Below are 16,274 nucleotides of genomic sequence, written 5' to 3' on the forward strand. Positions count from 1 at the left end.
CGGGGCAGAATAAAATCGCCAAGGGGCGGTCAGGCCCTGCGTAAGCCAAGCAGACCTGGGGTGGCGTGCCAGAGCGCCTGGGCCGCAAAGCCCATGAAGAGCACGCCGGAGCAGCGCACGATCAACCGCTCATGCGCACGGTAGAACCGCCGCACCGCGCTTGCGCCAATAATGCCGACCAGGATCAAGTCAGCCGTTATGAAGCCGGCGAACGAAATGACAAGCAGCAGCGGCAGCGCGCCGAAGGTCAACGCGTTGGCGGATCCGGCCACCAAAGCGGTGAAGGTCGCGAGCGCCACCGGATATCCCTTCGGATTGGTGACGCCGAAAATCAGGCCGCGGCGAAACGGGCGGTCGACGTTGACGAGCGACTTGCCGTCACCCTTCGGCTTGGCCGTAACTGCGCTCCAGCCAATCCAGGCGAGATAGAGGCCGCACAACAGCCCCAGGAGATCAAAGACAAATGTACCGATGGTCCTGGCGCCGACAATGGCGACGAGCGCAAGCGTGGACCAGACGAGATCGCCCAACAGATGCCCGCTGACAAAAAACGCGCCCGCCTTGCGCCCCTGCCCTGCGCCGATGCCGAGCAGCGCCAGGAAGGCGGGGCCGGGAATGAGGACATAGAACATCGCCGCCAGAAAGGCGCCGACAACAAGCGATTGCGTCATGGTGGGAGTTCCTGCTGCGGATCGCCCAAGAGTAGCAATCGGCGGAGTCCGGTCAAGTCGTCGTTCGTTTTATCACCGAACAAGCGTTGTATTCATGGGTTTAAACCAATAAGAACGTAGCCCGGGGCCCAAAAACTAAAAGCGTAGGTAGGGAAACGCTTATGAATAGCAGGATTAATACGGATTCGCTCGCGTTCCTTGTGAGCGATTGCGCCCGACTAATCAGATCTGCCTTCGAGCGACGAATCGTTGCCGCCGGGCTCGGCCTGACGGCTGGCGAAGCGCGGACGCTGATGCAGGTCGCCGCCATCAATGGCAGCCGGCAGCTGGACATCGCCTCCCGGATGGGGCTGGAGCCGATGACGGTCAGCGCTTTTCTCGATAAGCTGCAGGCTCGCGGCCTGATCGAACGTCAGCCGGATCCGCTCGATCGGCGCGCCAAGCGCATCGTGCTTTCCGAAGCGGCGGACGCCAAGCTGAAGCAGATCGACAAGGAAGTCTGCGAAGTCGAACGCAACGCCACGCAAGGCTTCGACCAGGAAATGCAGACCCAGCTACACGATACGCTTTGCGTCTTCCGCAGCAATCTGCAGAACTCGGAGCTTCCAGCCGAAATCGAACGCGACCTTCGGCCGGTGGACTGATCGCCACCGATTGGTCAAAGGCGAAAATGACCCATGAAAAGCCCGCTTCCGGTGACCGGAAGCGGGCTTCTTGCATTCTGATGGCGTTTACTTCGACAGATTGCGCTTGCCGAGCGTGCGCAGGCGCAGCGCGTTGAGCTTGATGAAGCCGGCCGCATCCTTTTGGTCGTAGGCGCCCTGGTCGTCTTCGAATGTAACCAGCTTGTCGGAATAGAGCGACTTCGGGCTTTCGCGGCCGATGGTCATGACATTGCCCTTGTAGAGCTTCAGCGTGACTTCGCCCTCGACATGCTCCTGGCTCTTGTCGATAAGAGCCTGCAGCATTTCGCGCTCCGGCGAGAACCAGAAGCCGTAGTAGATAAGCTCGGCATAACGCGGCATCAGCTCGTCCTTGAGGTGCGCGGCACCACGGTCGAGCGTGATGGATTCGATGGCGCGATGCGCCGCAAGCAGGATCGTGCCGCCGGGCGTTTCGTAAACGCCGCGCGACTTCATGCCCACGTAACGGTTCTCGACGAGATCGAGACGGCCGATGCCGTTGTCGCGACCATATTCGTTCAGCTTCGCAAGCAGCGTCGCCGGGCTCAGGCGCTCGCCATTGATCGAAACGGCATCGCCCTTTTCAAAGCCGACCTTGATGATGGTGGCCTTGTCGGGAGCGGCTTCCGGCGAGATCGTGCGCATATGCACATATTCCGGAGCTTCCTGTGCCGGGTCTTCCAGAACCTTGCCTTCGGAAGAGGAGTGCAGCAGGTTGGCGTCGACGGAGAATGGCGCTTCGCCCTTCTTGTCCTTGGCGACCGGGATCTGGTGCTTCTCGGCGAATTCGAGCAGGTCGGTACGGCTCTTGAACGACCAGTCGCGCCAGGGGGCGATGATCTTGATGTCCGGGTTCAAGGCATAGGCCGAAAGCTCGAAGCGAACCTGGTCGTTGCCCTTGCCGGTCGCGCCATGCGCGATGGCATCGGCGCCGGTCTTCTTGGCGATCTCGATCAGGTGCTTGGAAATCAGCGGACGTGCGATCGAGGTGCCGAGCAGATAGACGCCTTCATAAACGGCATTGGCACGGAACATCGGAAAGACGAAATCGCGCACGAATTCTTCGCGCACGTCCTCGATATAGATTTCCTTGATCCCGAGCAGCTCGGCCTTCTTGCGTGCCGGCTCCAGCTCTTCGCCCTGGCCGAGATCGGCGGTGAAGGTTACGACTTCGGCGCCCAGCTCCGTCTGGAGCCACTTCAGGATAATCGAGGTGTCGAGACCACCGGAATAGGCGAGAACGACTTTCTTCACGTCTTTATGTGATGCCATGATGAGTTCCGTTTCAAGGCGAGCCAGGGGAAAGGCCCGCAAATCTGTGTCGCGAAACTTTTAGCGAGATTATCGTGAGGCGCAAGGGGAAGCGCGGCCTGGTGCTTCGCGCGGGTTTGACACCTCCTCGCAAAGCGCCATATTCGGCGGCGAGAACGCAATGCCTGGAGGGCAAGCCTTTGACCGATATTCAAGCTATTTTCAAGAAATCCAATGTTGCCGTCATCACCGGAGGCGCATCCGGCATCGGCCTCGCTGCCGCGAAGTATTTCGCCTCGCTTGGCATGAGCGTCGCGATCGCCGATCTCGGCGGTGACCGGCTGGCACAGGCCGCAGCAGATCTCAAGGCAATCGCCGGTGAGGAACATGTCCTTGCCGTCGAAACCGACGTCTCCAGCAAGGACGCGCTGGAAGCATTGGAACGCACCGTGCATCAGCGCTTCGGCCGCGTGCATGTGTTGATGAACAATGCCGGCATCGGCCCGGAAACCTCGATCTTCAGCGCGCAGTCGGGCTGGGACGCAATTCTCGGCGTCAATCTCCTCGGCGTCATCAACGGCACGCGCACTTTCGGCCCGGGCATGCTGGCCCATGGCGAACCCGGCCTGATCATCAATACCGGCTCGAAGCAGGGCATCACCACGCCGCCCGGCAATCCGGCCTACAATGTCTCCAAGGCCGGCGTAAAAGTCTTCACCGAAGCGCTTGAGCATGAGTTGCGCAACACGCAGGGTTCGAAGATCTCGGCGCATCTTCTCATTCCCGGATTCGTCTATACCGGCCTGACCAAGGGCGATCGTGCCGAAAAGCCCGCTGCCGCCTGGACGCCGGAGCAGACAGTCGAGTTCATGGTCGAAAGTCTGAAGAAGGGCGATTTCTACATTCTCTGCCCCGATAACGATGTTGCCCGCCCCACGGACGAGCGCCGCATGCTGTGGGCAGCCGGCGATATCGTCGAAAACCGGCCGCCGCTGTCGCGCTGGCATCCCGACTATGCCGATCAATTCAAGGCCTTCCTTGAAAAGAAGGATTGATTTGCAATCAACCGAAAGCCGGATAAGAACGGACAGCCCTCCAATCCGGCTTTCGGAGCATACCCGTGGACTTCATACCCAGCCTGCCGACCCTTCTTGCGTTTTCCGCAGCAAGCCTGCTGCTGGCAATGACGCCTGGTCCCGACATGACCTTGTCGATCAGCCGCGCCATGGCACAAGGCAAAAAGGCGGCACTCTTCGTGGTGCTCGGCACGACACTCGGCGTCGTCGTCCACACATGCCTGGTGGCATTCGGCATATCAGCCCTGATTACGGCCTCTCCCATAGCCTTCACGATCCTGAAAACCGGCGGCGCCGCCTATCTCCTGTGGTTGGCGGTACAGGCGATCCGTTTCGGCTCGAGCCTTTCGGTCAAGAAGGTCGATGCCGTCAGCGGCACGCCGCTGTCCAACATCTCCAACGGCTTCTGGGTCAACCTTCTGAACCCCAAGGTCATCATCTTCTTCATGACCTTCCTGCCGCAGTTCGTGACCGCCGGTGACCCCGCCGTCACGCAGAAGCTGCTGTTTCTCGGATTCTTCTTCATCGTCATCGGCATGCCGGTGAACACGCTCGTCGTTCTGGCGGCTGACGGTCTGTCGGCATGGCTGCAGAGAAACCGTGGTGTGATGCGCGGCCTCGACTATGCCTTCGCCGGCGTCTTTTCGATATTCGCGGTGAAGATCTTCTTCACTCAGTCTCGCTGAGAACGCGGCAGCGACCGGCAAACCGTCCGGCGATCCACCAATAGACGGTGGCGCTACCCGCACCGAGGAAGGCGAAGCAGACCGCAATCGTGATCAGATTGAGGGTATGGGGCCTTTCAATTCCGCCTGAAATCAGGATGGAAGCAACGGCGGAGAGAATGGCGCCGAAAATTGCGTATCCATACCAGCGACGCATGCCACGCCATTCCAGTATCGGGATCACGACCAGCGTCGGGAGGATGCTGACGATCATTGCCACCTTGGTCAGTGCGATCGTCAGAACGAAGAGTTCGGGTGCCGCCGTCTCCGGCACCGTCCACGCCGCCACGGATGCCAGGACGAAGCCCATCAGAGCACAAGCAGCGACATAGCCCCACAGGAGGCGTATCGGCTTGCGCAGTCCGACGAGCATCAATCTCAATCCTCGCCGTGATTGGCGATCATCATCGCTTCGAAAGCCAACCGCTCCGTCTTGCGCATGCGCTCCGATTCCGACTTCAGCTGACCGCAGGCGGCGAGAATGTCACGCCCGCGGGGCGTGCGGATCGGAGAGGCGTAGCCGGCCGAATTGATGAAATCGGCGAATTTTTCGATGTGCTCCCAATCCGAACACTGGTAGTTCGTACCCGGCCAGGGATTGAAGGGGATCAGGTTGATCTTGGCCGGAACGCCCTTCAAGAGCTGGATCAGACCTTTCGCATCTTCGAGGCTATCGTTGACGCCCTTCAGCATCACATATTCGAAGGTGATGCGGCGAGCATTCGAGAGACCCGGATAGGCGCGGCAAGCGTCCATCAGTTCCTTCAACGGATACTTCTTGTTGATCGGCACGAGCATGTCGCGCAGGTCGTCGCGGACGGCATGCAGCGAGATCGCCAGCATGACGCCGATCTCCTCGCCGGTACGGTAGATTTCCGGCACGACGCCCGAGGTCGAGAGAGTGATACGGCGCTTCGAAAGCGACAGGCCATCGCCATCGGAGGCAATCAGAAGCGCCGTCTTCACGCTGTCGAAATTATAAAGCGGCTCGCCCATGCCCATCATGACGATGTTGCTGACCTTGCGGCCTTCAGCAGGCATGATTGTGCCCTGCGGCGCTTCGCGATCCGGGAAGTCGCCAAGCCGGTCGCGCGCCAGAAGCAGCTGCGACAGGATTTCTTCCGCCGTCAGGTTGCGCACGAGCCGCTGCGTCCCGGTGTGACAGAAGGAACAGGTGAGCGAACAGCCGACCTGGCTGGAAATGCAAAGCGTGCCGCGGCCTTCTTCCGGAATGTAGACGGTCTCGACTTCGACAGGACGGCCGGCGCCGCGCGGCGGATAGCGCAGCAGCCACTTGCGGGTGCCGTCGTTGGAAACCTGCTCCTCGACGATCTCCGGCCGCGCGATGGTGAAATGCGTCTTCAGCATTTCGCGCATGTCCTTCGAGACATTCGCCATGGCATCGAAATCGGAGACGCCGCGCACGTAGATCCAGTTCCAAAGCTGGGCAACGCGCATCTTGATCTGCTTGTCGGCGACGCCCTTTTCCTTCAGCGCTGCGCCCATTTCTTCGCGCGTGAGGCCGATCAGCGACGGCTTCGGCGATAGCTCGACCGGCTGCGATACGGGCATCGGCTTGAGCCGGGAGGGGGTTATGACATCGGTGGCGGACATAGGATCATTCCAACGGTTCACATCGGCGATGCCGCAAAAGCTGCGGATGCGGGCAAGGCACGGAAATCTGAAGATATGCGGTGGCGGAACATGCAATCTGCCGCACACCGTCTGTTGGCGCGGCGTTTAGCATTAATTTCCGCTCTCGTCATCCCTTTCCCTTAAAAGCGAAGTCCGACCCTCTAAAGCGAAACCTTGCGCCTCAAAAGCAAAAGGCCGGTCGATATGCCCGGCCTCTTCATTGCGGTCGCGGCAGCGGGAGGATCACGTTCGCGTGATCTCTCGGCCCTCGATGTTATTTGCAGTTTTCGATCTGCTTCAGCGCTGCGGTCACGCCCTTCAGCGAATAGGTATAGGAGGTAGCCGTGCCCTTCTTGGAGGTCGCGGAAACCTTCAGCGAATGACCCGACTTCAGTGCTGCCACCAGGGCGGGTTCCTGCGCGGCATTCTCAACCCAGGCAGCCTTTTCCTTGGTGAACATCACGAAGGTCTTGTTGTCGATCATGACGTTGACCTTGGAATTATCCTTTAGCGGATAACCCATCATCGCCTGCGGTTCGTAGGAGATGTTCTGGCCCGGACGCTGCGACACGATGAAGAAGTTATCGCCGTGGTCGATACCGGTCGGCGGCGTCTTTGTCGTCGGCACGGAGAGGACGTAGCAGACCTTGCCGCCAGCGGACTGATAGGAGTAAGCACCCCATGCGTCGAATTGCTGGATGCGCGAGGGAGCCGCCGGCGCCGCTGCGGCCGCTGCCTGCGTCTGCTTCTTGGTCTGCGCGGACGCGATGCCTGTTCCGGCCAATACGAGCGAGAGAGCGATTGCGAAGCTTTTTACAAACATGGTTTCCTGCCGATTTCTTGCGGTCCAGAGCTCATGGCGATCCGATTGACGCACGCCTATGCTCGTGAGCTGCCCTATTTTGACTTTATTCAGGTTACCAAACCGTCAACGGAGCGCTGCCCGCCACTGGCTCCGTGCCATTTCATTCCAGGTGTTGTGCAGAGTCTGAAACGCATCAGAAGGAATTGGAAAACCCGGATGGCGAAATACCATCCTACGGGATCGATTTAAGACAGAAAGATTCAGGCAAGAATTTGTCCTCGCTAAAATCAGATCGGCCTCATAAAGGACTGGAAAGCCGAAAGGATTCGATCTGCTTCGATCCAATGATATTTAGACCGTTTTCATGGCCTCGGGTTCATTCTCGAGCGCCCTGTCGGCCGCATCGTAATGCTGCTGATGGATATGACCCCGGATCAAACTGAAAGCGAGTGTCAGCACGGCGACATCATCCGAATAGCCGATCACGGCAAAAAAGTCGGGAATGATGTCGATCGGCATGACGAAATACCCGAGCGCGGCCAGCAATATGCCGCGAACGCGCGTCGGTGTTTGCGGGTCGAGCGCGCAATAGAAGGCGGCCACGACATCGCGTGAAAAAGGGATATGGCGAGCCGCCTTGCGCAAGGTCGGCCAGAATTTGCTGCGCACCGATTTCTCCTGCTCTTTTTGGGTCTCTTCGTCACCAGGCATCAGGATTTCCCCGTACTTGATGTCATCCATTCCATTCACCTCTATTCCCGCCCGTCATCCGGACCGTGTAAACATATGGTGATCAGCGCAGGCGATTCAATTGATCCGGCCGGCGGCCGCCTTGTCCATCGCCTTTGCCAGCTTGACGTCGTGATCCGTCAGACCGCCGGCATCATGCGTCGTCAGCTTCACCTCTACGCGGGAATAAACGTTGAACCATTCGGGATGGTGATTGAGTTTCTCCGCCGCAAGCGCGGCCTCGGTCATAAAGCCAAAGGCTTCGACAAAATTGCGAAACTTGAATGTCTTGGAAATGGAAAGACGATCGTCGGCGGGCGTCCACCCGCTCAACTCGACGGGAATCTGATCGATTGCAGCCGGCTCCAGCTTCTCGTATTTCATGGCACGTTACTCCTCTCAAGCGATTGAACGATAGCATGGATCGTCACAGGATTCTTTTTGTCTGCGCCGGCAACATCTGCCGCTCACCCCTAGCCGAAGGCATTTTCAGGCATCTGGTGACTGAGGCCGGTCGCTCCGCCGAATTCGAAATCGATTCGGCCGGCACTGGTGGCTGGCATCAGGGCCAGCGGCCGGACCGCCGCTCGGTTGCCGCGGCAGCGGGACATGGGATCGATATATCCAGCCAAAGGGCGCGCCGCATCGAACCTGCCGACTTCAGCAGCTTCGACCTGATCCTCGCAATGGATCAAGACAATTTGAAGAACTTGCGCAAATCAGCGCCTGCCGATGCGCTCGGCAGGCTGCACCTCTTCAATGCCTTCACGCTCGGCAGCAACAGGGATATTCCCGATCCCTATTACGGCGACCGCGAGGATTTCGAGGCCGTTTATACCATGCTCTTGGCTGGCTGCAGTGCGCTGCTGCCCAAGGCCGGGTAGGTACTTCTCGGCTCGTGAAGCGGGAAGATTTCTTCCGTGAGATAGGGACCGCCACCGACCGATTCGCGCGAGGACAGAAGCACGAAGCGTCCCACCGTGAACGGCGCCGTGTAGAAGTTGCCGCGACCGGAGAGATAGTGCACGACGTCATCGACACGCGAGGATTTCAACCTAGCGAGCGTGACATGCGGCGTGAACTTGCGCGGGTCCGGCTGCAGACCGATGCGCTGGCAAATGCGCTCGATCTCGCCTTGCAGCGCAAACATCTCCGGCGTCTGTGAGACGCCTGCCCAGACCGAATGCGGTTTCTTCGAACCGAAGGACCCGATACCCTCCAGCCGAAGCTGGAATTCAGGCCGATCTATCCGGTCCAGTCGATCGACGATCTCATCGGCCGTGCGCCCATCGACATCGCCGATGAAGCGCAAAGTGATGTGATAATTTTCAACGTCGATCCACCTGGCTCCCGGGAGACCACCGCGCAACAATGACAGGCTCATGGCCGCATTGCGCGGAATTTCGAGGGCGGTAAAAAGTCTCGGCATGACGAGCACTCCCCGAATCTCTTGCAGGTATTAGCAGGGAATCACGCATTTGCAGGCGGTGCAAGTATCTATTTCGCACCTGCGTCAATCATCCCTACAAAACTTATAACGGACGGTAAGATGCGCTCGACCATCACATCGACCCCCTTGGGGTTCGGATGCATCCCGTCGGAGAGCTGCAGGTCCGCCTGCGCGGCCACACCGTCGAGGAAGAAGGGATAAAGCGTAAGCTGATATTTGTCGGCGAGACGCTTGTAGATCGGGTTGAACTTGCCGGCATAGTCAGGCCCCATGTTCGGCGGCGCCAGCATGCCGGCGAGAAAGATCGGTATCTTCCGCTCTTTCAACTGCTCGATCATCGTCTCCAGATTTTTCTCGGTCTGCTCGGGCGGAATGCCGCGCAGAGCGTCGTTGGCGCCGAGCTCCAGGATCACGCCGTCCGTGCCATCAGGCACCGACCAGTCGATGCGCGAGAGGCCGCCGGACGTCGTGTCGCCGGATACGCCCGCATCGGCCACGGCAATATCGAGCCCCTTGGCCTTCAACGCCGCCTCCAGCTTGGCCGGAAAGCCGTCGCCGGGCGGCAGCTGATATCCGGCCATCAGGCTGTCGCCGAAACCGACCAGCTGAATGGTCCGAGCCTGCGCAGCACCGGCCGCGCCAAACAAAAGACCGAAAGTGATGACAGCGAAGTGAAGCGCAGCAACTTTAAATCCCATGATCCATTCCCTAAATTCGCTGCTCGGGCCAGTCGCGCCCGCCATTATCTCTGATGTTCTCTGATATATAGGGCGTTCGCATTGGCAAAAACCATCATTGAGCTGAAGAAGGCGGATTTGACGCTCGGCAATGCCGCCGCATCGGTCCATGTGCTGAAGAACATCGACCTTACGATCATGGAGGGTGAGTCCGTCGGCATCGTCGGTCCTTCGGGCTCCGGCAAGTCGACGCTGCTGATGGTGCTGGCCGGTCTCGAAAAACTCGACAGCGGCGAACTTTTGATCCGCGACACGCCCCTGCACAGCCTCAGCGAGGATCGCATCGCCGATTTCCGCGGCCGCAACATCGGCATCGTCTTCCAGTCTTTCCACCTGATCGCCAACATGACGGCGCTCGAAAATGTCGCGGTGCCATTGGAGCTTGCCAATGTCCGCGATGCTTTCGAGATCGCTCGACGGGAACTGGAAGCCGTGGGATTGGGCGAAAGGCTCCATCACTATCCGGGCCAGCTTTCCGGCGGTGAACAGCAGCGTGTTGCGATCGCCCGCGCATTGGCACCCTCTCCCGCCGTCCTGATAGCCGACGAACCGACAGGCAATCTCGATACGGATACGGGCCGGCAGATCGCCGATCTGCTTTTTGCCCAGCAGGCGGAGCGCGGAACGACAATGCTGCTCGTCACCCATGATCCGGCGCTGGCGGCGCGCTGCTCGCGCCAGATTCGCGTGCGCTCCGGCGAAATTGAAAACGACAGCACGCGCACACGCACCAACCAGGCAGCCATGGCATGAGCACGGCGGGATCTCGCCTGACGCTCGCCTTCCGCCTTGCCCTGCGCGAACTGCGCGGAGGCCTTGCCGGCTTCTATATCTTTCTTGCCTGCATTGCGCTCGGCACCGGCGCGATCGCCGCCGTCAACTCCGTCTCGCGGTCGATCACCGACGCAATCGCGACACAAGGCCAGTCGCTGCTTGCCGGCGACGCGCGCTTCGAGCTGCGCAACCGCGAGGCAACTCCAGAAGAGGTGACCTATCTCCAAAGCCTCGGCACGCTTTCCCGCTCCACCGGCGTCCGCTCCATGGCACGCCTGCCCGACGGTTCCGACCAGGCGCTGGTCGAAGTCAAGGCCGTCGATGATGCCTATCCGCTTTACGGCACCTTCACCGCCGAGCCCGATCAGCCTCTATCGATGCTGCTGGCCGCGAAGGATGGCACTTATGGAGCCGTCGTCGCCCCGCTGCTACTCGAGCGTCTCAATCTCAAGGTCGGTGGCGATTTGCTGCTGGGCAATACCAGGCTGCGCATCACCGGCACCGTCCAGAACGAGCCCGACGCCGTCTCTGAAGGTTTCGGCTTCGCGCCCCGCCTGTTGACGAGCCGCGACGCCCTTATGGCTTCCGGCCTGATCACCACAGGCAGCCTCGTCGAGCAGGCTTACCGGGTGCGAATGGCCGATCCAGCCGTCGGCATCCGCAATCTCGGCGACCGCGCCAATGCCGCCTTCCCGCAAGCTGGCTGGTCGATCCGCACCAGCAACCGCGCCGCGCCGCAGCTCGCTGATAACGTCACCCGCTTCTCGCAATTCCTGACGCTGGTGGGTCTGGCGGCCCTCATCGTCGGTGGCGTCGGCGTCGCCAACGCCGTGCGCGCCTTCCTGGATTCGAAGCGCACGACCATCGCGACCTTCAAATGCCTGGGTGCGCCAGCCTTCGTCGTCGTGCTGATCTATCTTATTCAGATTGCCGTCATCGCGCTCGCGGGCATCGTGATCGGCCTCGTGCTCGGTGCGATCGCCCCGATCATCGCCTCGCAATTCATGGCGGAATTTCTGCCTATTTCCACCGCCCCGCGGCTTTATCCCGGCGCGCTGACCCTGGCGGCTCTTTTCGGCCTGCTAACGACGCTCGCCTTTGCGATCCCACCGCTTGGCCATGCCCGTGAGGTTCCGGCAACGGCGCTGTTTCGCGAGCAGGGCTTCGAAGCGCGCCGCCTGCCCGGCTGGCCCTATCTGCTCGCCGCCGGCGCCCTGATGGCGGCTCTGGCGGCTCTTGCCATCGTTACCGCCTATGATCGGTTCATCGCTGTCGTCTTCATCGTTTCGATTGGCGCGGCCTTCATCGTGTTGCGCGTTGTCGCCGCCGTGCTGTCCTGGCTTGCCAAACGCAGCCCGCGCGTACGCTCGCCCGCACTGCGGCTTGCGATCGGCAATATTCATCGACCGGGAGCGCTCACCTCCTCCGTCGTGCTTTCGCTCGGCCTTGGTCTGGCACTTCTGGTCACGCTGACGCTGATCGACGGCAACATGCGCCGCGAGTTGATGGGGCGCATGAGCGAACAGGCGCCGAATTTCTTCTTCGTCGATATCCAAGGTCCGGAACTGGAAGGCTTCCGCAAAATCGTTCTTGCCGAAGATCCGAAGGGCAAGCTTGTAGAGGCGCCGATGCTGCGCGGGCGTATCGTCGCCTTCAACGGCGAGGATGTGACCAAGATGAAGGTGCCGGCAGCGGGTCAATGGGTCCTGCGTGGCGATCGCGGCATCACTTATGCCGAGACGGTGCCGGAAAACGCCTCGGTTACCGAAGGAAAATGGTGGGACAAGGACTATAGCGGCGAACCGCTCGTCTCCTTTTCCGAGGAAGAGGGCAAGGCGCTCGGTCTGAAGCTCGGCGACAAGGTCACCGTCAACGTGCTTGGGCGCAATATCACCGCCAAGATTGCCAGCTTCCGTAAGGTGCAATGGCAATCGCTATCGATCAATTTCGTGATGATCTTCTCGCCGAACACCTTCAAGGGTGCGCCGCACGCCTGGCTGGCGACCCTCACGGATACGTCCGCCACGTCGGAGCAGGAAGCCGCGATCCTGAGGAAGGTCACCAACGCCTATCCGACCATAACGAGCGTCCGCGTCAAGGATGCGCTCGATGTCGTCAACACGCTCGTGGGCCAGCTAGCGACCGCAATCCGCTCCGCCGCGTCGGTGGCGCTGATCGCTTCCGTTCTCGTACTGGCCGGAGCGTTGGCCGCCGGCAACCGAGCCCGCACCCATGATGCGGTCATTTTGAAGACGCTCGGCGCAACGCGCGCAACATTGATACGAGCCTTCAGCTACGAATATCTGATCCTGGGTTCGGCAACGGCAATCTTTGCCCTGATCGCCGGCTCGGCGTCCGCCTGGTACATCGTCAGCCGCATCATGCATCTGCCGTCGACATTCCTGCCCGATGTCGCCCTGTCCACCCTCGTCATCGCTCTGGTTCTCACCGTTGGCATCGGACTGATCGGCACCTGGCGCATCCTTGGCCAGAAGGCAGCGCCCGTTCTGCGCGAGCTGTAAATACTTCTCGCGCAGTGCGGAACACCTTGAAGCATCGCGATATTACGCCGATTTAACGTGTCACCGGTGGCTTGACCCTTGTCTATACGGCTCGAAAGCCTCATATTCTCTGCAGGCATGCTGAGCTCCGCAGCGGCGCCTGGACCCGATAAGGCCCGACACCGTATCCAAATCGGAGCTTGAAAGAGGAAAACATGGCTGACTTTCGCAATTACCAAAACCGGGTGCAGAGCGGTGCACGTTCCGGTGCGATGATAGACGAAGGCCTTCGAGCCTACATGCTCAAGGTCTATAACCTGATGGCGCTGGGTCTGGCGATCACGGGTGTTGCCGCCTATCTCGCCTTCTCGCTCGCTTTTGCCGACGGACAGATCACGGCCTTCGGCCAGGCGATCTATCTGAGCCCGCTGAAGTGGGTTGTCATTTTCGCTCCGCTCGCAATGGTCTTCTTCCTGAGCTACAGGATTAACCGCATGAGCGTGGCCGCCGCGACGACGACCTTCTGGGTCTATGCCGCGCTGATGGGTCTGTCGCTGTCGTCGATCTTCATCATCTACACCGGCCAGAGCGTCGTGCAGACCTTCTTCGTGACCGCCGCCTCCTTCGGCGCGCTGTCGCTGTTCGGCTACACGACGAAGCGTGATCTTTCCGGCATGGGCTCGTTCATGATGATGGGTCTCTTCGGCCTGATCATCGCCTCGCTGGTCAACATCTTCCTGCATTCCTCGGCAATGCAGTTCGCGATCTCCGCGATCGGCGTGCTGATCTTCGCAGGCCTGACGGCCTACGACACGCAGCGAATCAAGGAAATGTACTTCGAAGCCGACGACGCCTCGGCCGCCGGCCGCAAGGCGATCATGGGCGCCCTGTCGCTCTACCTCGACTTCGTGAACCTGTTCATGTTCCTGCTGCGCTTCATGGGCAACCGTAACTAAGCGCACGGCGTGACCAAAATGAAAGGCGGCTTCGGCCGCCTTTTTTATTTGCCTGGCCATGAGCCGTTCGATTTGATAGCTGCCGTCGCAAATTCGCAGATCAGGCAACAGTATCAATGTCCGTCAGCCTCCGCAGTGCAATCTCAGACGACCTTCCCTACATCACCGCGATCTACCGCGACTCCGTGTTGAACGGCACGGCAAGCTATGAAATCACGCCGCCCAGCATGGAGGAGATGACAGGTCGTTTCCTGGCGATCCGTGACAAGGGCTATCCCTATCTCGCCGCCGAGGACGAGAGCGGCGTGTTTCTCGGCTACGCCTATGCCTCGGCGTTTCGTCCGCGGCCGGCTTATCGCTGGATGGTGGAGGATTCGATCTATCTGGCGCCAGAAGCGCGCGGACGCGGCGTCGGCCGGCTGCTGCTCGATGCCCTGGTTGAAAGCTGCCAGACCCTCGGTTTTCGCCAGATGATCGCCGTCATCGGCGGCGCCCATCCCGCCTCGGTCGCCGTTCATCGCGCCGCAGGCTTCACCGAAACCGGGCTATTGAAAGGCACCGGCTACAAGCACGGCCGATGGCTGGATACCATGCTCATGCAAAAGGCGCTGGGCGAGGGCAACAGCACCGATCCGGATGCGTCCGTCTATCCGGGAATCTTGTTCGAGGGATAGCGCGCCTGCGGAAAAGCTACTTATCCACGAGCTTCAGCTGCTTGTCGAATACCTTGAGAACCTGCTGGAGGTCATGGCCGCGCTTCAAGATCATGCCGTTGGTGTTGACCACGGAAAACGCCCCTTGCTTGGCGGCAAGCTTCGGGTTCTTTTCGATGCGGAAGAGCGGCAGCTCGCCGGAGCGTTTGAAGACGGAGAAGACCGCCATGTCCCTCATGTGATCGATGGCGTAGTCACGCCATTCGCCCTCACCGACCATGCGGCCATAGATCCACAGAATGGCATCCAGCTCGCGACGATGGAACGTCACCGGCAGCGGATCCTTGCTCTGCTTGTATTCCCTGAGATCGACGACGACGGAGGAATTAGTATCGGCGGAACGGTTTTCGCTATGTCGCAAATCCGGCTGATCAGTCATCAATCCCCCAAGGGTTATCTCATGACAAGTGAATGACAGTTTGCCTCAGACGCACCAAATTGCAAGACGCCTGACGGCTCAGAATTTCGTTCGACGGCCAAAAGCACCTTGGCCGCGCCGCATTTCAGTCAAAACGAAGCCAAAATTACAGGAAGTATAAGCGCCGTTTGACGCCGCCGCGTCAAACGGCCCGGCCGGGGCGCATCGATTAAACCCCAGCCCCGAATGCGTCCTCGCCGGGCACTTCCCCTTTTGGCGCAGCCAAATCAGCAAGCCATTTTGGCGGACAGCCAAGATAGGGAAAGGGAAAGCCTTTCGGCACTCACCCTGCGGCTCTGCAAAAGACGGTCAGCCGTCCGAGCCGATTGTCAGAACCGTTGCACCGATAATGGCGGCGGGATCTCCTGAGGGCGTCGAAGACTGCAGGAGAACCGCAAGGCCTCTGCGCCCGGCCTTGTCGAGGACATTGGCTGGCAAAACGATATTCATGGCCTTGCCGTCCCACATGCCGACCGTCTCGACATCGGAAACCGCATGCATGTAGGCAATCTGCTGACCGTTGTTCTCGCCGCCCTTCGGAGCCACCATCTGTTCCTTATCGAAATAGACGACGACCACATTGGCCTTGCCGTGTCCATCGCCGATCTGAATGGAAAGCTCGTCACCCTTCATCGCGGCATTCACGGGAATGGTCAGCCCCTCGCCATCGCGCTGGAAATTATCGAGCTTGACGTTGATCGCATCGAGATCGGCACCGTTCATATGGTCCCTGCCGTTGACGACGGCCTGCGGCGTGTAGACCCCGCTGCGGCCCATCGTGCGGGCATAGGCATACTGGCGCGCCGTGTTGTCCTTGGACGCCATCGTGTCGCTCCAACCGAGATAATTCCAGTAATCGACATGATAGGCGAGCGCCACGACATTGCCCTGGCGGATGAGTTTGCGAAACGCCGCATCGGCCGGCGGACAGGAGGCGCAGCCCTGCGCGGTAAACAGCTCGACCACACCCTTGATCTTCGCGGCATCCTGCGCGTGCAGCGAACTTGCCAGCGCGATGCCTGCCAGGAGTGGAATCGAAAATCGAAGGCGCATTTCCCTTTTACCTCTGTCTCAAATTTCGAGAGCCGTCTGCTAAAGACAGGCTCCGAAACACGCACGCTCCCTATGCGGCCATGCCGACATCAAGCCT

The 16,274-nt window shown here is 60.0% G+C and carries 19 protein-coding genes; 8 read left to right on the plus strand and 11 right to left on the minus strand.

Translation table 11 applies throughout. The features are described from left to right. Positions 1–29 precede the first annotated feature (29 nt). Positions 30–671: a LysE family translocator gene (locus tag HGP17_RS20330; protein WP_168812264.1), complete on the minus strand. Its 642-nt coding sequence runs from the start codon at positions 669–671 to the stop codon at positions 30–32. Positions 672–832: 161 nt separating this feature from the next. On the opposite strand from HGP17_RS20330, the gene HGP17_RS20335 reads away from it, so the two are divergent. Beyond that, positions 833–1,315, plus strand: coding sequence for a MarR family transcriptional regulator (locus tag HGP17_RS20335; protein WP_168812265.1), 483 nt, complete (start codon positions 833–835; stop codon positions 1,313–1,315). An 87-nt stretch (positions 1,316–1,402) separates the two neighbouring features. Here the strand turns inward: HGP17_RS20335 and HGP17_RS20340 are convergent, their stop codons facing one another. Further along, positions 1,403–2,626 (minus strand): argininosuccinate synthase, encoded by a 1,224-nt coding sequence (locus tag HGP17_RS20340; RefSeq protein WP_168812266.1) that lies wholly within the window; start codon positions 2,624–2,626, stop codon positions 1,403–1,405. A 179-nt stretch (positions 2,627–2,805) separates the two neighbouring features. Here HGP17_RS20340 and HGP17_RS20345 point away from each other — a divergent pair, with 179 nt between their 5' ends. Further along, the gene (locus HGP17_RS20345; protein WP_168812267.1) at positions 2,806–3,660 is read left to right on the plus strand and encodes an SDR family NAD(P)-dependent oxidoreductase; all 855 of its coding nucleotides are present in this window, start codon (positions 2,806–2,808) and stop codon (positions 3,658–3,660) included. Positions 3,661–3,725: 65 nt separating this feature from the next. Next, positions 3,726–4,367: a LysE family translocator gene (locus HGP17_RS20350; protein WP_168812268.1), complete on the plus strand. Its 642-nt coding sequence runs from the start codon at positions 3,726–3,728 to the stop codon at positions 4,365–4,367. Here the strand turns inward: HGP17_RS20350 and HGP17_RS20355 are convergent. The 5 genes from HGP17_RS20355 to HGP17_RS20375 all read right to left on the minus strand — a co-directional run bounded on the left by HGP17_RS20355 (position 4,351) and on the right by HGP17_RS20375 (position 7,959). Beyond that, positions 4,351–4,779 carry a hypothetical protein gene (locus tag HGP17_RS20355; protein ID WP_168812269.1) on the minus strand — a complete coding sequence of 143 codons (429 nt, stop codon included), beginning with the start codon at positions 4,777–4,779 and terminating at the stop codon, positions 4,351–4,353. The two genes, HGP17_RS20350 and HGP17_RS20355, sit on opposite strands and share 17 nt — an antisense overlap. Positions 4,780–4,784: 5 nt before the next feature. Continuing rightward, positions 4,785–6,020, minus strand: a complete 1,236-nt coding sequence (rlmN, locus tag HGP17_RS20360; protein WP_168812270.1) for a 23S rRNA (adenine(2503)-C(2))-methyltransferase RlmN — start codon at positions 6,018–6,020, stop codon at positions 4,785–4,787. A 295-nt stretch (positions 6,021–6,315) separates the two neighbouring features. Then, entirely contained in the window at positions 6,316–6,864 is a 549-nt protein-coding gene (locus HGP17_RS20365; protein WP_168812271.1) for an invasion associated locus B family protein, read from the minus strand. A 333-nt stretch (positions 6,865–7,197) separates the two neighbouring features. Then, positions 7,198–7,587, minus strand: a complete 390-nt coding sequence (locus tag HGP17_RS20370) for a YkvA family protein (protein ID WP_168812272.1) — start codon at positions 7,585–7,587, stop codon at positions 7,198–7,200. A gap of 66 nt (positions 7,588–7,653) precedes the next feature. After that, positions 7,654–7,959 carry a 4a-hydroxytetrahydrobiopterin dehydratase gene (locus HGP17_RS20375; RefSeq protein WP_168812273.1) on the minus strand — a complete coding sequence of 102 codons (306 nt, stop codon included), beginning with the start codon at positions 7,957–7,959 and terminating at the stop codon, positions 7,654–7,656. A gap of 35 nt (positions 7,960–7,994) precedes the next feature. On the opposite strand from HGP17_RS20375, the gene HGP17_RS20380 reads away from it, so the two are divergent. After that, positions 7,995–8,459: a low molecular weight protein-tyrosine-phosphatase gene (locus HGP17_RS20380; protein ID WP_168812274.1), complete on the plus strand. Its 465-nt coding sequence runs from the start codon at positions 7,995–7,997 to the stop codon at positions 8,457–8,459. Here the strand turns inward: HGP17_RS20380 and thpR are convergent. Both thpR and HGP17_RS20390 read right to left on the minus strand, forming a co-directional pair. Then, positions 8,408–9,004 (minus strand): RNA 2',3'-cyclic phosphodiesterase, encoded by a 597-nt coding sequence (gene thpR / locus HGP17_RS20385; RefSeq protein ID WP_168812275.1) that lies wholly within the window; start codon positions 9,002–9,004, stop codon positions 8,408–8,410. The two genes, HGP17_RS20380 and thpR, sit on opposite strands and share 52 nt — an antisense overlap. A gap of 68 nt (positions 9,005–9,072) precedes the next feature. Beyond that, complete coding sequence (locus tag HGP17_RS20390; RefSeq protein WP_168812276.1) at positions 9,073–9,723, minus strand: arylesterase; 651 nt, start codon at positions 9,721–9,723, stop codon at positions 9,073–9,075. 81 nt (positions 9,724–9,804) lie between these two features. Here HGP17_RS20390 and HGP17_RS20395 point away from each other — a divergent pair, with 81 nt between their 5' ends. The 4 genes from HGP17_RS20395 to HGP17_RS20410 all read left to right on the plus strand — a co-directional run bounded on the left by HGP17_RS20395 (position 9,805) and on the right by HGP17_RS20410 (position 14,667). Continuing rightward, a complete protein-coding gene (locus tag HGP17_RS20395) occupies positions 9,805–10,515 on the plus strand; it encodes an ABC transporter ATP-binding protein (protein WP_168812277.1) in 711 nt (236 codons plus the stop codon). Next, the gene (locus tag HGP17_RS20400) at positions 10,512–13,058 is read left to right on the plus strand and encodes an ABC transporter permease (RefSeq protein WP_168812278.1); all 2,547 of its coding nucleotides are present in this window, start codon (positions 10,512–10,514) and stop codon (positions 13,056–13,058) included. The genes HGP17_RS20395 and HGP17_RS20400 overlap by 4 nt, the downstream gene beginning before the upstream one ends. A gap of 194 nt (positions 13,059–13,252) precedes the next feature. Then, entirely contained in the window at positions 13,253–13,993 is a 741-nt protein-coding gene (locus HGP17_RS20405; protein ID WP_168812279.1) for a Bax inhibitor-1/YccA family protein, read from the plus strand. Between the two features lie 116 nt (positions 13,994–14,109). Continuing rightward, positions 14,110–14,667, plus strand: coding sequence for a GNAT family N-acetyltransferase (locus tag HGP17_RS20410; protein ID WP_168812280.1), 558 nt, complete (start codon positions 14,110–14,112; stop codon positions 14,665–14,667). Between the two features lie 16 nt (positions 14,668–14,683). Here HGP17_RS20410 and HGP17_RS20415 read toward each other — a convergent pair whose 3' ends face one another. Together HGP17_RS20415 and HGP17_RS20420 are read right to left on the minus strand one after the other, a co-directional pair. Next, positions 14,684–15,085 (minus strand): DUF2794 domain-containing protein, encoded by a 402-nt coding sequence (locus tag HGP17_RS20415; RefSeq protein ID WP_168812281.1) that lies wholly within the window; start codon positions 15,083–15,085, stop codon positions 14,684–14,686. A gap of 348 nt (positions 15,086–15,433) precedes the next feature. After that, positions 15,434–16,177 carry a thioredoxin family protein gene (locus tag HGP17_RS20420; RefSeq protein ID WP_168812282.1) on the minus strand — a complete coding sequence of 248 codons (744 nt, stop codon included), beginning with the start codon at positions 16,175–16,177 and terminating at the stop codon, positions 15,434–15,436. Positions 16,178–16,274 lie beyond the last annotated feature (97 nt).

This window comes from Rhizobium sp. P38BS-XIX (genome assembly GCF_012641435.1).
Taxonomy (GTDB): domain Bacteria; phylum Pseudomonadota; class Alphaproteobacteria; order Rhizobiales; family Rhizobiaceae; genus Rhizobium.

Excerpts from the sequence above, each read along its gene's own strand:
- thpR (WP_168812275.1), bottom strand. The coding sequence starts at position 9,004 with ATGCCGAGACTTTTTACCGCCCTCGAAATTCCGCGCAATGCGGCCATG.
- HGP17_RS20380 (WP_168812274.1), top strand. The coding sequence starts at position 7,995 with ATGGATCGTCACAGGATTCTTTTTGTCTGCGCCGGCAACATCTGCCGC.
- HGP17_RS20405 (WP_168812279.1), top strand. The coding sequence starts at position 13,253 with ATGGCTGACTTTCGCAATTACCAAAACCGGGTGCAGAGCGGTGCACGT.
- HGP17_RS20365 (WP_168812271.1), bottom strand. The coding sequence starts at position 6,864 with ATGTTTGTAAAAAGCTTCGCAATCGCTCTCTCGCTCGTATTGGCCGGA.
- HGP17_RS20400 (WP_168812278.1), top strand. The coding sequence starts at position 10,512 with ATGAGCACGGCGGGATCTCGCCTGACGCTCGCCTTCCGCCTTGCCCTG.
- rlmN (WP_168812270.1), bottom strand. The coding sequence starts at position 6,020 with ATGTCCGCCACCGATGTCATAACCCCCTCCCGGCTCAAGCCGATGCCC.
- HGP17_RS20370 (WP_168812272.1), bottom strand. The coding sequence starts at position 7,587 with ATGGATGACATCAAGTACGGGGAAATCCTGATGCCTGGTGACGAAGAG.
- HGP17_RS20340 (WP_168812266.1), bottom strand. The coding sequence starts at position 2,626 with ATGGCATCACATAAAGACGTGAAGAAAGTCGTTCTCGCCTATTCCGGT.
- HGP17_RS20335 (WP_168812265.1), top strand. The coding sequence starts at position 833 with ATGAATAGCAGGATTAATACGGATTCGCTCGCGTTCCTTGTGAGCGAT.
- HGP17_RS20410 (WP_168812280.1), top strand. The coding sequence starts at position 14,110 with ATGTCCGTCAGCCTCCGCAGTGCAATCTCAGACGACCTTCCCTACATC.
- HGP17_RS20330 (WP_168812264.1), bottom strand. The coding sequence starts at position 671 with ATGACGCAATCGCTTGTTGTCGGCGCCTTTCTGGCGGCGATGTTCTAT.
- HGP17_RS20355 (WP_168812269.1), bottom strand. The coding sequence starts at position 4,779 with ATGCTCGTCGGACTGCGCAAGCCGATACGCCTCCTGTGGGGCTATGTC.
- HGP17_RS20415 (WP_168812281.1), bottom strand. The coding sequence starts at position 15,085 with ATGACTGATCAGCCGGATTTGCGACATAGCGAAAACCGTTCCGCCGAT.
- HGP17_RS20390 (WP_168812276.1), bottom strand. The coding sequence starts at position 9,723 with ATGGGATTTAAAGTTGCTGCGCTTCACTTCGCTGTCATCACTTTCGGT.
- HGP17_RS20375 (WP_168812273.1), bottom strand. The coding sequence starts at position 7,959 with ATGAAATACGAGAAGCTGGAGCCGGCTGCAATCGATCAGATTCCCGTC.
- HGP17_RS20420 (WP_168812282.1), bottom strand. The coding sequence starts at position 16,177 with ATGCGCCTTCGATTTTCGATTCCACTCCTGGCAGGCATCGCGCTGGCA.